A 14,282-nucleotide genomic window follows, 5' to 3' on the forward strand; every position below is an offset into this window, starting at 1 on the left:
AATTGGGTAGGATGATGTGTTCTGCGACGCCGAATGCCCACTTCGCGCGTCCCCCAACGTCTTCTGCATCCCGGCCTTCCCCATGACCCAGACCATCGACTCCTTCGAGCAGCTCGGCCTCAGCGCCCCCATTCTCGAGGCGCTTGCCGGCATCGGCTACGAGACCCCTTCGCCGATCCAGGCCGCCTGTATCCCGCACCTGATGGACGGACACGACATTCTCGGCGAAGCTCAGACGGGCACCGGCAAGACGGCGGCCTTCGCGCTACCCCTGCTCGATCGTCTCGACCTCTCGCTCAAACGCCCGCAGGTGCTCGTCCTGACGCCTACGCGCGAACTCGCCATCCAGGTCGCCGAAGCCTTCCAACGCTATGCGCGGCACCTACCCGGCTTCCACGTGCTACCGATCTACGGCGGTCAAAGCATGGTCGTCCAGCTGCGCCAGCTCGACCGCGGTGCACATGTCGTAGTCGGCACGCCCGGTCGGGTCATGGACCACCTCGAACGCCGCAGCCTGAACCTCGACGGCCTGAAGACGCTCGTGCTCGACGAAGCGGACGAGATGCTGCGCATGGGCTTCATCGACGACGTCGAATGGATCCTCGAACACGTCCCGACGGAACGGCAGACCGCATTGTTCTCCGCGACGATGCCGGACCCAATCCGGCGTGTGGCGCACCGCTATCTGCGTGATCCGCGCGAAGTCAAGATCCGCTCAAGCACCACGACAGTCGCGACGATTCGCCAGCGCTTCTGCCAGATCGGCATCGCCCACAAGCTCGACGCCCTGACGCGCATCCTGGAAGTCGAGGAAGACCTCGACGCCGCAATCATCTTCGCGCGCACCAAGACTGCGACCGTCGAGCTCGCCGACAAGCTCGAGGCCCGCGGCTATTCGGCCGCCGCGCTGAACGGCGACATGACCCAGCAGCTGCGCGAACGCGTGATCGAACAGCTCAAGGGCGGCGCACTCGACATCGTCGTCGCGACCGACGTGGCCGCGCGGGGGCTCGACGTGCCGCGCATCAGCCACGTCATCAACTACGACATCCCGTACGACACGGAAGCCTACGTTCACCGCATCGGCCGGACCGGCCGCGCCGGACGCACCGGCAGCGCCATCCTTTTCGTCACCCCGCGCGAAATGCGCATGCTCAAGGTGATCGAACGCGCGACGCGCCAACCGATCGAGCCCCTGCAACTGCCGACACGCGAAGCCGTCGCGGACAAGCGCGTTGCCGCCTTCCGGCAACAGGTCGCGCAGGTCCTGCAGTCCGAAGACCTGGATTTCTTCGAGGAGGTCGTGGCCGGCATCGAGGCCGAACAGGAGGCTGAAGTGCATGCCATCGCCGCAGCCCTCGCCTTCCTCGCGCAAAAGGAACGCCCGCTGCAATTGCCGATGGGCTCCGGCCCGGATATCGCCCAACTGAACGCACCGCGACGCGAACGCGAACCGCGCGAGAATCGCGACGAAATTCTGGAACGGCGACGGGCGGCGTCCGACGGCCGGCTGCAGCGCTACCGCATCGAGGTGGGCCGCAACCAGATGGCGACGCCCAAGGACATCGTCGGCGCGATCGCCAACGAAGCCGGGATCGAAAGCCGCTTCATCGGCCAGATCAACTTGTACGAAGACTACAGCACGGTCGAACTGCCGGCCGACCTGCCGCAGGACGTGCTGGAAATCCTGCGTCGAGTACGCGTACGCCAGCGCCAGCTCGAGATCAGCCGCTTCGAAGGCGACGCCCCGCCCCCGCGTCGGCCGACGCGCCCGCGCAACCAGGACTTCGATTCGCGCAAGCCAAGCGGCGAAAACCGCTTCGGCGAACGCAAGCCATGGGCCGGCGGCAAACCCGGAGCGGGCAAACCCGCTCACCAGGAACGCGGCCACGACAAGCCCTGGGCAGGGAAACCCGCCAAGAAAAAGGGACCGCGAGAGCACTGAATGGCCGCGAAGGGATTCCGCCAAAGCAAGTTCACGAAACCGGTTGACGGAATGAAATTAGAATCTATAATAGCGGCTCTTTCAGCGGGAATAGCTCAGTTGGTAGAGCGCAACCTTGCCAAGGTTGAGGTCGCGAGTTCGAGACTCGTTTCCCGCTCCAGAATTCTCGGAGAGGCTCCGTCAGGTCTCTCCAACCGAAAGATGGCGCGATAGCAAAGCGGTTATGCACCGGATTGCAAATCCGTGTAGGTCGGTTCGACTCCGGCTCGCGCCTCCAGAAGTATTTGCGGGAATAGCTCAGTTGGTAGAGCGCAACCTTGCCAAGGTTGAGGTCGCGAGTTCGAGACTCGTTTCCCGCTCCAGAAATTGACAAAGGGAAGGTGCCGATGCACCTTCCCTTTTGTTTTTTCAGGACCTGCCTGCATGCTCCGGCCGCTCACACTTCAGCCCTCGGATAGCGCCCCCTTAACACTCCCTCGCGATGCCGTCGTACCTGATTACGGTGACGGCGGCCTATACGGTCTCGTGGCGAGCTTTCGCGCCTACCTCCAGGGACTCGCGAGGTCGCCTCCGTCGAGGGACTTCCGAGTGGCCGCGCGAAACGAGGACGCAAACCGGTCCTTGGTCTTTCTTCTCGTCGACGGTCTCGGCGATACCTTCCTGCAACGTTTCGGCGCAGGAAGCACCTTGCTCGCACACCGGACCGGGCGCCTGACCTCGGTATTTCCCAGCACGACCGCCAGTGCCGTCACGACGACGTTGACCGGCCTGGCCCCGGCAACACACGGCCTGACAGGATGGTTCATCCGCGATCGTCGCTTCGGCGGCGTCCTTGCCCCGCTGCCGATGCTCGTGCGCGGCAACGGCGCAGTCGAAGGACTGCTCGCATCGCAACGGCTGTTTCCGTACCAGACGCTTTTCCAGCACCGCACTCGTCCCGCGACCCTGATCTACCCGCATTACCTTGCCGGATCCGCGTTCACGCGACGTCACAGCCGAGGCGCCCACGTTGTCCCCTATCAGGGCCTCGAAGGCATGGTCGATGCGATCGTGGACGAGTTGCAGTCCTTCCGCCCGCAGAGCGGCTACGTCCACGCCTACTACCCGGCATTCGACGCGCTAAGCCACACTCACGGCTGCGAATCCAGCGAGGTCATCGCACGCTTTCAGCGCATCGATGCATCCTTCACCCGCCTGCTCGAGCGATTGCAGGGCTGCAACTGCGACATCGTGGTGAGCGCCGACCATGGCTTCATCGATTCCCCGCAACAGCAACAAATCCGCCTCGAAGACTATCCGGACGCTAAGAGGCTCCTGGACACCCCGCTATTCGGTGAGCGACGCGCCGCATTCTTCGGTCTGCGCCCCGGCGCCGAAAGGGATTTCCAGGCATTTTCCGATGAGGTGCTGCGCGGCAAAGCCGTATTGCTGTCTTCGGAAAGCCTGCGAAAAAACAACTTGCTTGGACCCGGAAAGCCTCACCGCAAACTGTCCGAACGCACCGGGACACATGCGCTCCTGATGGAATCGGGATGGACGATCCTGGATCGGCTGCCGGACGAAACCGAGCATGAGATGCTCGGCGTCCACGGCGGCCTCTCACCCCAGGAAATGTGGATACCTCTGATCTGCGCCCGCTGCTAGCCTGGATGGCAACTCACGCCAGGAGCGATCAGTGCAGGCCTTCGTCCGAAGGAAGCGGCAGCACCATGATGCCTTCCTCGATCAGTTCCCTGACCTCGCTCCCCGAAGCCTGCCCCTTGATGTTGCGCGCCTCGCTCTCCCCATGATGGATGCGCCGGGCCTCGTCAGGAAAACGCTCGCCCACATCTTCGGATTCGCGACCGATTCGTCTCATCATCGCCAACACCGTCGCTACCGCATCCGGATTCAAGGGCGGCGCAGCCTCCCCTCGATGCTCCGGCGCAGCCGCTGCCTTCGGCTCGGCGCGAGCCACGGCACCGGTATTGACGTAGGGAGCACTGGGACGTCTGGAAATGACAGCGGACCCGCAGACCGGGCACGTAATCTGACCGGTCTCCCGCTGCGATTCGAAGGCATCGGCCGAACCGAACCATCCCTCGAACTGATGTTCGCGATCACAACTCAGATTGAGAACGATCACTTTGAATCCTTCACCACGATGCTGCCAATAGCCGCGCCATGCGACGGCTGGTGCCGGGAACGGGACTCGAACCCGTAAGCCTGACGGCGGCAGATTTTAAGTCTGCTGTGTCTACCAATTTCACCACCCCGGCAGCTGCAGGGCCCGGCATTCTACTCCGGCGCCCCTGATCTGCCCAGCATCAACGAACGCGATCGGCGCCCTGCTTCCCCGGATCCTCACCGGCCAGATGCGGCATTGCCCGATGGAGGTAATAACCCATGGACCATAATGTGAGGGCGGCAGCAATATAAACAAGGATGCTCCCGATCGGCCGCGTGTCGATCGAAAGAATCGGCGCGTTGAACAGGAGCAACGGGATAGCCATCATCTGCGCGGCGGTCTTGAGCTTCCCGACGAATGCAACGGCAACGCCGGCCGAGGCGCCCAGTCTGGCCATCCATTCACGTAAGGCCGAAATGGTGATCTCGCGTCCGATGATCACAACCGCGATGCTCGCATCGACGCGATCCAGTTGCACCAACAGAATCAGCGCCGCCGCGACCATGAGTTTGTCCGCAACGGGATCGAGAAACGCGCCGAAGGCTGACGTCTGGTTCAGCGCGCGGGCGAGATAGCCGTCGAACCAGTCCGTAACGGCTGCGATGATGAATATGAGCGTCGCACACAGATTCTTGCCCTGCTCGTCAATCCAACCGTTCGGAAAATAGAAGACCCCCACGAACAGCGGTATCAGAGCGATGCGCGCCCAGGTAAGCGAGTTTGGAATGTTCAGTAGCATCAATCGGGGGCTGCAGGGCCTGTTGGAGCGCTTCAATGAAGCGCCGAGTATATCTGTTCGGCAAGCTTGCGGCTGATACCGTCAACCCTGCACAAATCTTCGACGGTTGCCGCTCGCACTCCGTCGAGTCCGCCGAAGCTCGCCAAGAGGTTGCGTCGGCGTGCCGCCCCCACTCCTGGAATATCCTCGAGGCGCGAACCGATGCGTGCTTTGGCACGTCGCGCGCGATGTCCCGTGATCGCGAACCGGTGGGATTCGTCACGAATTTCCTGGACCAGATGCAAGGCCGGATGATCGTTTCCCAGACTCAACCCCTCTCTACCATCGGGGAAAATGAGTGTCTCGAGTCCCGGCTTCCGCCCTTCCCCCTTCGCCACGCCGACCATCGCAACGGAATCGAGCCCCACCTCGCGCAACACTTCCAGCGCAGCGCCGACCTGCCCCTTGCCTCCGTCGATCAGAATCAGGTCGGGACGAACTCCCTCGCCTGCCGCCACCTTCCCGTAGCGACGCTCCAGGACCTGGCGCATCGCCGCGAAATCGTCGCCGCCGGTAATGCCCGTGATGTTGTAACGCCGATATTCGCCATTCTTCATGGCGCCATCGACACACACCACGCAGGACGCGACAGTCGCCTCACCCATTGTGTGCGAAATATCGAAGCATTCGATGCGGCTTGGCGGCTCGGGAAGATCAAGCGCATCACGCAGGGCTTCGAGCCGCGCCTCCGCCCGATCGGAATCGCGAAGCCGGGACTGGATGGCCAGCTTGGCATTGTTCTCGGCCATTTCCATCCAGGCCTTCTCGGCCGCAAGTCGAGGATGGATCAACGCCCCGGGACGCTCGCAGACGTCCGCCATGACCAGCTTTGCCGCGTCCAGCGGCACATTCAGGATCACGCGGGCCGGCATCGGCTGATCACGGTAGTGCTGTTCAAGGAACGCGAGGACCGCGTCGAGCGCACCGCACCCCGCAGCCGTCGTCGGAAACTGCGGACGATCACCGAGATGGCGCCCGCCGCGGACCATGGCAAGATTCACGCACGTCAGGCCGTCTTGCTCGACTGCCGCGACGATGTCGACGTCCTCGTCCTTGCGGCTGTCGACATACTGCCGCTGCAAGACAGCCTGCAGCACACGCACTTGATCCCGGCAGGCCGCCGCTTCCTCGAACGCAAGCCGCTCGGCCGCCGAATGCATGCGCTCGGTGAGATCGTCGATCACCTCCGACGCGCGCCCGTCGAGAAACCGTGCCGCCAGGCGCACGTCTGCCGCATAGGCCTCGTCGTCGATCAATCCGACACATGGGGCCGTACAACGCTTGATCTGGTGCAAGAGACATGGGCGGGAACGGTTCTGGAAGACCGAGTTTTCGCACGTTCTCAGCTTGAAGGTCTTCTGCAGAAGGTTGATGCTCTCGCGCGCCGCCCACGCGTTGGGGAAGGGTCCGAAATAGCGTGCGCCTTTGGCAAAGGCGCCCCTGTGGTACGCGAGGCGTGGAAAGGCGTCGGCGGAAAGCTCGATATAAGGATAGGACTTGTCGTCGCGAAAAAGGATGTTGTATCGCGGCGCGAGACTCTTGATCAGGTTGTTCTCAAGAATCAGCGCTTCGGCTTCCGATCGCGTCGCCGTGATGTCGACCCGTTCGATCTGCGACACCATCATCGCGATGCGGGGACTCGACTGAGTGCGCAGGAAGTAGCTCGAGACGCGCCGCTTCAGGTTCTTCGCCTTGCCGACGTAGAGGACGCGATCCTCCGCGCCGATCATGCGATAGACGCCCGGCTCTTCCGGTACCGTTTTCAGAAACGCCTTGGCATCAAACCCTTGTGAGGTGTGCGGCATGATGCACCTTCCGATTCGGAGCGTCGGTCAGGCTGCCGGACCGACGAGGTCGGCCACCGCTGCACGCGCAAGCTGATAGTCCTGCCGCAACTCAAGCTCGAAAGGGTCGCAGCAGTGCGGACGCCCTCGCAGCGATCCAATCCGCGCACGACTTTCGGCGGAAACCTCGGGGGCCCAGCGATCCAGGAGGTCGGCCGCCATGTCGGGACGATTGCACACGAGCACCATGTCGCATCCGGCTCCATGCGCGGCCCGCGCCCGCCCGACGATATCACCGGCGACGGTCGCTCCCTCCATCGTCAGGTCGTCGCTGAAAATTACCCCGCCGAACCCCAAGCGCCCACGTAATACGTCCTGCAACCAGAAGGACGAAAACCCGGCCGGATTCGGATCGATCCGCCGATATATGACATGGGCCGGCATCACGCCGGACAGCTGCCGCCCGATGCGGTGACGATAAGGGACGATATCGGCCTCCCAAATCGCCTCGAACTCCCGATCGTCGACCGGAATTTCCAGATGCGAGTCGGCCTCGACGAAGCCGTGCCCGGGGAAATGCTTGCCCACGCATCCCATCCCCGCCTCGGCCATGCCGGCGACCAACGCTTGCGCCAGCGATGCCGTCACCTGCGGGTCGCGATGAAACGCCCGGTCACCGATCACGCGGCTGCCGCCATAGTCGAGATCCAGCACCGGCGTGAAGCTCAGATCGACGCCGTGGGCGAGCAATTCCGCTGCAAGTACGAACCCGACGGCGCGAGCCGCGTCCAGCGCCTCGACATGGTCGTGGTCCCACAACTCGCCGAGGCGGCGCATCGACGGCAAACGGCTGAAACCGTCGGTCCGGAAACGCTGAACACGCCCGCCCTCATGATCGACCGCGATAATCAAAGCTGGATCGCGCAGCGCACGAATCTCGCCCGTCAGCGCCGACAATTGCTCCGAACTGGAAAAATTGCGCGCAAACAGGATCACCCCGCCGACCAGCGGATCAAGGAGGCGCTCCCGCTCCTCGTCGGTAAGCGACATTCCTGCAACGTCGAGCATGACCGGCCCGAGCGGACGGGTTACACGTGATGGGGAGACAGAAGCGTTCATGTTTTCTCTATCAGGGCAAAGGCCACGACGTAATCGGCCTCATCCGTCAGACTCAAATGGGCGCTCAACTGGCGCTGCGCCATGTAGGTGGCAAGTTCCGAGCCGAAACGGAACATGGGCTTCCCCAAGGAATCATGCCCGACTGCGACAGCATGCAACGTCGCCGGCACCGCAACACCCGTCCCGAGCGCCTTGCCGAAGGCTTCCTTCGCAGCGAAACGCTTCGCCAGAAAACGCGCCGCATCCCGGCTCGCCTTGAAATCGGACCACTCTTCCTCGGCAAGAATCCTCGCCGCGAACCGTTCGCCATGACGTTCGAGCGCTTCGCGCAAGCGCCCGATCCGGACGATATCGGTACCAATGCCGAAAACCATGCGGCCTTCAGACTCCGCGGTCGGCGGCCTCGCGCATCAGGCGCTTCATTTCGCACACCGCCTCGCGCAGGCCACTGAATACGGAACGACTGACGATCGAGTGTCCAATATGCAGTTCCCGCACTCCGGGCAAGCGCGCGATCGGCTGCACGTTGTAATAATTGAGCGCATGACCGGCATTGAAACGCATACCCAGTCCGCGGATTGTCTCTCCCGCGCGCGCGACCTTGGCGACCTCCGCCAACACCGCCGCGCTTTCGGAATCGCGCCCGGCGGCGTGGAAGGCGTGGGCATAAGGGCCCGTATGGATCTCGCAGACCCGCGCGCCAATCCGGGCAGCGGCTTCCACCTGTGCCAGTTCCGCGTCGATGAAAACGCTGGTGACAATTCCCGCATCGGCCAAACGGCTCACGACGTCCTTTAGCCGAGCTTCTTGGGCAATGACGTCGAGCCCGCCTTCGGTGGTCACTTCATGACGCCCCTCTGGCACGAGCATCGCCATCTCCGGCTTCAGCGCGCAAGCGATGCCAACCATCTCATCGGTGGCAGCCATCTCAAGGTTCAGCTTGACCTGAGTGAGATCGCGCAAGCGCCGCACGTCGTCGTCCTGAATATGGCGTCGGTCCTCACGCAGATGCACCGTGATGCCGTCGGCGCCACCGAGATGCGCCTCCACGGCGGCCCATACGGGGTCAGGCTCCCAGGTGCGACGGGCCTGCCGCAAAGTCGCGACGTGGTCGATATTTACGCCGAGTTCGATCACAGCTCCTGCAACTCCTTGAGAACCCGGCGCGACTGCAGCGTCTGTCCGCCGAGATAATGATTGATCAGCATGCGCAGCAAACCCTTGCTCTGCGCCAGCGTCTCGGGCCGGGAAAATTCGGCACGCGCCATATCCAGCAGAGTCTGTCCGCTCAGGGTCGGCAGATCGCCTTCCTCGCCCTCGAAGCGGACCGGGCCTCGCTCGATTATATAGAGGTACTCGCCCGTCGCATCGACGGCCTCTCCCGACTCGCCGTCGCTCTCCAACTCGATGCCATAACCCAAATCCCGCAGCAGAGCCAGTTCGAACCGCCGCAAGGTGGGAGCGAGAAAATCGGTACGCGCCAATGTCCCTATGGCTTCGGAATACGCGTGGAACAGTGAGGAATGGGCGTCCTCCCGCGCGGTAAGCCGAAACAACAGCTCGTTGAGGTAGTAGCCGCACATCAGCGCACGCCCGGTCAGAAGAGGCTGGCCGCCACACCACTCGGCACGCATCAGGGTCTTGACCTCTCCACCGCCGGTCCAGCTGACCAGCAGGGGCTGAAAAGCCATCAGCAAGCCACGCAACGGCGATTGCGGGCGGCGCGCACCTTTTGCCACCAAAGCCACGCGCCCGAAATCCCGCGAGAAAACCTCCACGATGAGGCTCGTTTCCCGCCATGGGTGCGTATGGAGAACGAACCCGGGCTGCTCCTCGACACGCTGCTTCTGGCTCACGAACTCACGCAGTTCGGGAAATTATTCGTAGCCGAGACTCTTGAGGGCGCGCTCGTCATCGGCCCAGCCACTCTTGACCTTGACCCACACCTCGAGAAACACCTTTCCATCGAACAGTTGCTCAAGTTCGACCCGGGCCTCGCTCGCAATCCGCTTGAGTTGCTCTCCGCCCTTGCCGATCACGATCCCCTTGTGACTTGCACGATCGACCACGACGGCGGCGAAAATGCGTCGCAAATTCCCTTCGGTCTCGAATTTCTCGATTTCTACCGCAATACCGTAAGGCAATTCGTCGCCGAGGAGCCGAAACAGCTTCTCTCGCAGAAATTCCGCAGCAAGAAAACGTTCGCTCCGATCAGTGACCTCATCGGCGCCATACATCGGTTGCCCCTCGGGCAGCAGGGGCGTGACCGCCTTCAGCAACTCATCGACGTTCGTGCCGCGTTCCGCGCTCAGTGGCACGATCTCCGCAAACGGGAACACCTCGTTCATCCGTGCAATAAAGGGCAGCAAGGCGCTCTTGTCCACCAGGCGGTCCACCTTGTTGATGACGAGGACGACTTTCGCCCCCTGTGGCAGAACATCGACGACCTTACGATCATCCTCGCCAAAACGCCCAGCCTCGATCACGAAGAACACAAGGTCGACATCACCCAGTACCTGCGATACCGTCCGGTTCATCGAACGATTCAAGGCGTTGCGGTGTTTCGTCTGAAATCCCGGCGTGTCGACGAACACAAACTGGGCGTCGTCGTTCGTCAGGATCCCCGTCACCCGATGCCGGGTCGTCTGCGCCTTGCGTGACACGATGCTGATCTTTTGCCCGATCAGGCGATTAAGAAGCGTCGACTTTCCGACGTTCGGACGCCCGACGATCGCCACGAAGCCAGTCCGGAAACCGTTCGACGACCCTTCGCTTTGGGAAATATTGTCCGGATTCATGCTTTTCTCAATTGTGCCAACGCACTTTCCGCCGCCTGCTGCTCGGCGGCCCGACGACTCGGCCCACGGCCGCTGGTCTGCAGTTTCAATGCGTTGACCTGACAAACCACTTCGAATTCCTGCGCGTGGGCTTCGCCATGCACTTTCACCGTCGCATAAGTCGGAACCGGAAGCTTCCGCCCCTGGAGCAACTCTTGCAGCGCGGTCTTCGGATCCTTCGACGCCCGTTGCGGATCGATTTCCGCAATTCCCGGGGCGTAGAGGCGATCGATCACTGCCTTCGCGGCATCGAAACCCTTGTCGAGATACACCGCGGCAAACACCGCTTCGAGCGCATCCGCGAGGATCGACGGCCGCCGATGCCCTCCGCTCTTCAACTCCCCTTCGCCGAGACGCAGGTACTCGCCGAGGTCAAGCTCGCGCGCGATCCGGTGCAATCCGTCCTGGCAAACGAGCGAGGCCCGAAGACGCGACAACTCCCCTTCGCGCAGCTCGCCAAACCGTTCGAACAGCGCAATGGCCACGACGCAATTGAGAACGCTATCCCCTAGAAACTCGAAACGCTCGTTGTTGGGCTGACCGTAGCTACGGTGAGTGAGCGCCCGCTGGAGCAGCGCCAAGTCCTGAAACTGGTGTCCGATGGCACGCTGAAGGCGCCCTAGATCCCCATTCACCCTATTTTCCGAGCGAGGTCGCGTGGAAGTCGATCAACAAGCTGACATTCGCGACGATCGGCACCTTACGCGCGTATTGCACGTCGATCACGACCTTTCCGGCGTCCTTCCTGATGTCCAGATCGGTTCCCGTCACCGTCACCACATCATCGATCCCGGCACGGCGGTCAAAACTCCGGCGCAAATCGTTGATGGATGCACCGCCGTCGCCCTCACCGGCCACAACCTTGATGATCTTCTGAATCGCAAAGTACTCGTTGACCGCGGGTACCGTTCGGAACCCGATCAGCAGTACGGACGCCAGCAAAGCCCCGACAATCAACACCCCGACCGGGCTCAAACCTTGTTGTTTCTTCTTCAGCCGCATGCCTTCTCCCTTCACCGGAAACTGCCGATCCGCTTCATGTCACTGAAATTGAACCAGATGAAGAATGCCTTGCCGACAATGTTGGCATCGGGCACGAATCCCCAAACCCGGCTGTCGCTGCTCGAATCGCGGTTGTCACCCATGACGAAATAATGTCCCGGGGGAACCACGCAGCTAACGCCCGAGCTAGTATAGGTGCAGTTCTCGCGGAACGGATAATCGAGCACTTGGGGAACGTAGGCCGGCGCCTCACGCTCGTTGAGGATCGAATGTTCCACAACGCCCAGCTTTTCCATGAAGCGTGGCGAATAGTAGAGTCGATCCGGATGTAGGTAATCGTCCTGCGGGCTCACGGCAACGACTTCCCCGTTGATGCGCAGGCGCTTGTCGATATACTCGACGCGATCTCCTGGCAAGCCGACCACACGCTTGATGTAGTCCATCGACGGGTCGGCGGGGTAGCGGAACACCATCACGTCGCCACGAGCCGGGTCGTTGACGGAAAGCACCTTCTTGTTGATGACGGGCAAGCGGATCCCGTAGGTCCACTTGTTGACGAGAATGAAATCGCCGACCAGCAAGGTCGGGATCATCGATCCGGAAGGAATCTTGAACGGCTCGACGATGAACGAGCGCAGCCCGAAGACGATGAGGATGACCGGGAAGAAACTGGCACCATACTCGACCCACCATGGCGAAGGACTGCCGGGCGCGCGACGCTTGCGCGCAATGAAACGGTCAACTGCCCAGAGCGCTCCCGTCGCCACGAGCAGCAGGAACAATACCAACGCAAAATTCACAAAATCTCCCAATCCACGCAGTCGTCTTCTTAGAACACGAGCACCTACTTGCCGTCATCGACCCGCAACACGGACAGGAATGCCTCCTGCGGAATCTCGACGTTCCCGACCTGCTTCATTCGCTTCTTGCCTTCCTTTTGCTTTTCCAGGAGTTTCTTCTTCCGCGTGATGTCCCCGCCGTAACACTTGGCCAGGACGTTCTTGCGCAAGGCCTTGATGGTCTCGCGGGCGATGATGTGCGAGCCGATCGCAGCCTGGACCGCCACGTCGAACATCTGCCTCGGAATCAAGCCGCGGAGCTTCGCAGCAACCTCGCGTCCCCGATACTGGGCCGATGCACGGTGCACGATGACCGACAGGGCGTCGACCTTTTCGCCGCCGACCAGCAGATCCAGCTTCACGAGGTCAGCTGCGCGATATTCCTTGAATTCGTAATCGAGCGACGCATAGCCACGCGACACCGACTTCAGCTTGTCAAAGAAGTCCATCACGACTTCGTTCATCGGCAGTTCGTAGATCAACTGCACTTGGCGGCCGTGGTAGCGCATATCCACTTGCACACCCCGCTTCTGGTTGCAGAGCGTAATGACCGGGCCGACATAATCCTGCGGCAAGAAGATCGTCGCCGTGATGATCGGCTCCCGGATTTCCGCCATCTTCGAAGCATCCGGCAACTTTGCCGGATTCTCCACATGGATGACTTCGCCGCTATTCATCATCACCTCGTACACGACCGTCGGAGCGGTCGTAATGAGGTTCATGTCGAACTCGCGCTCCAGGCGCTCCTGGACGATATCCATGTGGAGCAGACCGAGGAAGCCGCATCGGAAGCCGAATCCGAGCGCTTGCGAAACCTCAGGTTCGAACTGCAGCGACGCGTCGTTCAGGCGCAACTTTTCGAGCGAATCGCGAAGCTGATCGTATTCGCTCGACTCCACTGGATAGAGGCCCGCGAACACCTGCGGCTTGATCTCCTTAAAGCCCGGAAGCGGCTCTGCAGCTGGGCGCGCGGCAGAAGTCACCGTGTCGCCGACCTTCGCCGCCTGCAGTTCCTTGATGCCGGCGATGATGAAACCAACCTGCCCCGCAGAAAGCTCTTCCCGCGACAGCGAGCGCGGAGTGAATACTCCCACCTGATCGCACAGGTATTGCGCGCCGGTCGCCATCAACTGGATGCGGTCCCTCGGACGCAGCACGCCGTCGACCACACGCACCAGCATGACCACGCCGACGTAGTTGTCGAACCAGGAGTCGATGATCAGCGCTTTGAGCGGCGCATTGGGATCGCCCTTCGGCGCCGGAACGCGCCGCACGACCGTCTCGAGCACCTCCTCGATGCCGAGTCCGGTCTTCGCCGAGCACAGCACCGCATCGGACGCATCGACACCGATCACGTCCTCGATTTCCGTGCGCGCATTGTCGGGATCCGCGGCCGGCAGATCGATCTTGTTCAGAACGGGAACGACTTCGACGTTCTGCTCGATCGCCGTATAGCAGTTCGCTACGGTCTGCGCCTCAACCCCTTGCGACGCGTCGACGACGAGCAGGGCTCCTTCGCATGCGGACAGCGAACGGCTGACTTCGTACGAGAAGTCGACGTGTCCCGGAGTGTCGATCAGGTTCAAGTTATAGACTTGCCCATCCTTCGCCCGATATTGCAGGGCAGCAGTCTGAGCCTTGATGGTGATGCCGCGCTCCCGCTCCAAGTCCATGGAGTCGAGCACCTGCTCTTCCATTTCACGCTCGGACAGGCCCCCACAATACTGGATCAGCCGGTCCGCCAAGGTGGACTTGCCATGATCGATGTGGGCAATGATGGAGAAATTTCGAATATGTTGCATGCGACAACA

Annotated in this window: 14 protein-coding genes and 4 tRNA genes; 5 read left to right on the forward strand and 13 right to left on the reverse strand. The window is 61.7% G+C overall.

Going from position 1 to position 14,282, the window contains the following annotated elements; translation table 11 throughout:
* Positions 1 to 82: 82 nt before the first annotated feature.
* The 5 genes from AZKH_RS13955 (at position 83) to AZKH_RS13975 (ending at position 3,589) form a co-directional block, all read left to right on the forward strand.
* Positions 83 to 1,945 carry a DEAD/DEAH box helicase gene (locus AZKH_RS13955; protein WP_041657342.1) on the forward strand — a complete coding sequence of 621 codons (1,863 nt, stop codon included), beginning with the start codon at positions 83 to 85 and terminating at the stop codon, positions 1,943 to 1,945.
* A gap of 84 nt (positions 1,946 to 2,029) precedes the next feature.
* A tRNA-Gly gene (locus AZKH_RS13960) sits at positions 2,030 to 2,105 on the forward strand.
* A gap of 43 nt (positions 2,106 to 2,148) precedes the next feature.
* Positions 2,149 to 2,222 (forward strand) — tRNA-Cys (locus AZKH_RS13965).
* Positions 2,223 to 2,231: 9 nt separating this feature from the next.
* A tRNA-Gly gene (locus AZKH_RS13970) sits at positions 2,232 to 2,307 on the forward strand.
* 226 nt (positions 2,308 to 2,533) lie between these two features.
* Complete coding sequence (locus AZKH_RS13975; protein ID WP_015436433.1) at positions 2,534 to 3,589, forward strand: alkaline phosphatase family protein; 1,056 nt, start codon at positions 2,534 to 2,536, stop codon at positions 3,587 to 3,589.
* A gap of 28 nt (positions 3,590 to 3,617) precedes the next feature.
* Here the strand turns inward: AZKH_RS13975 and AZKH_RS13980 are convergent, their stop codons facing one another.
* The 13 genes from AZKH_RS13980 to lepA form a co-directional block, all read right to left on the reverse strand.
* Positions 3,618 to 4,070, reverse strand: a complete 453-nt coding sequence (locus AZKH_RS13980; RefSeq protein WP_015436434.1) for a DUF1178 family protein — start codon at positions 4,068 to 4,070, stop codon at positions 3,618 to 3,620.
* Between the two features lie 48 nt (positions 4,071 to 4,118).
* A tRNA-Leu gene (locus AZKH_RS13985) sits at positions 4,119 to 4,203 on the reverse strand.
* A gap of 48 nt (positions 4,204 to 4,251) precedes the next feature.
* A complete protein-coding gene (pgsA, locus tag AZKH_RS13990) occupies positions 4,252 to 4,851 on the reverse strand; it encodes a CDP-diacylglycerol--glycerol-3-phosphate 3-phosphatidyltransferase (protein WP_015436435.1) in 600 nt (199 codons plus the stop codon).
* A gap of 32 nt (positions 4,852 to 4,883) precedes the next feature.
* On the reverse strand, positions 4,884 to 6,695 hold the full coding sequence (uvrC, locus tag AZKH_RS13995; protein WP_015436436.1) for an excinuclease ABC subunit UvrC: 1,812 nt from the start codon (positions 6,693 to 6,695) through the stop codon (positions 4,884 to 4,886).
* A gap of 27 nt (positions 6,696 to 6,722) precedes the next feature.
* Positions 6,723 to 7,793, reverse strand: a complete 1,071-nt coding sequence (gene nagZ, locus AZKH_RS14000) for a beta-N-acetylhexosaminidase (RefSeq protein ID WP_015436437.1) — start codon at positions 7,791 to 7,793, stop codon at positions 6,723 to 6,725.
* Positions 7,790 to 8,167, reverse strand: coding sequence for a holo-ACP synthase (acpS, locus tag AZKH_RS14005; protein ID WP_015436438.1), 378 nt, complete (start codon positions 8,165 to 8,167; stop codon positions 7,790 to 7,792). Before acpS ends, nagZ begins: the two co-directional genes overlap by 4 nt.
* Before the next feature lie 7 nt (positions 8,168 to 8,174).
* The gene (locus AZKH_RS14010) at positions 8,175 to 8,930 is read right to left on the reverse strand and encodes a pyridoxine 5'-phosphate synthase (protein ID WP_015436439.1); all 756 of its coding nucleotides are present in this window, start codon (positions 8,928 to 8,930) and stop codon (positions 8,175 to 8,177) included.
* Positions 8,927 to 9,649, reverse strand: a complete 723-nt coding sequence (gene recO, locus AZKH_RS14015) for a DNA repair protein RecO (RefSeq protein ID WP_015436440.1) — start codon at positions 9,647 to 9,649, stop codon at positions 8,927 to 8,929. The genes AZKH_RS14010 and recO overlap by 4 nt, the downstream gene beginning before the upstream one ends.
* A gap of 21 nt (positions 9,650 to 9,670) precedes the next feature.
* Entirely contained in the window at positions 9,671 to 10,591 is a 921-nt protein-coding gene (gene era, locus AZKH_RS14020) for a GTPase Era (RefSeq protein WP_015436441.1), read from the reverse strand.
* Complete coding sequence (gene rnc / locus AZKH_RS14025; RefSeq protein ID WP_015436442.1) at positions 10,588 to 11,265, reverse strand: ribonuclease III; 678 nt, start codon at positions 11,263 to 11,265, stop codon at positions 10,588 to 10,590. The genes era and rnc overlap by 4 nt, the downstream gene beginning before the upstream one ends.
* Position 11,266: 1 nt before the next feature.
* Positions 11,267 to 11,632 carry a DUF4845 domain-containing protein gene (locus AZKH_RS14030; protein WP_041656198.1) on the reverse strand — a complete coding sequence of 122 codons (366 nt, stop codon included), beginning with the start codon at positions 11,630 to 11,632 and terminating at the stop codon, positions 11,267 to 11,269.
* An 11-nt stretch (positions 11,633 to 11,643) separates the two neighbouring features.
* Positions 11,644 to 12,432: a signal peptidase I gene (lepB, locus tag AZKH_RS14035; RefSeq protein WP_015436444.1), complete on the reverse strand. Its 789-nt coding sequence runs from the start codon at positions 12,430 to 12,432 to the stop codon at positions 11,644 to 11,646.
* A gap of 44 nt (positions 12,433 to 12,476) precedes the next feature.
* On the reverse strand, positions 12,477 to 14,273 hold the full coding sequence (lepA, locus tag AZKH_RS14040) for a translation elongation factor 4 (RefSeq protein ID WP_015436445.1): 1,797 nt from the start codon (positions 14,271 to 14,273) through the stop codon (positions 12,477 to 12,479).
* Between the last annotated feature and the right edge of the window lie 9 nt (positions 14,274 to 14,282).

Source organism: Azoarcus sp. KH32C (genome assembly GCF_000349945.1).
Classification (GTDB): domain Bacteria; phylum Pseudomonadota; class Gammaproteobacteria; order Burkholderiales; family Rhodocyclaceae; genus Aromatoleum.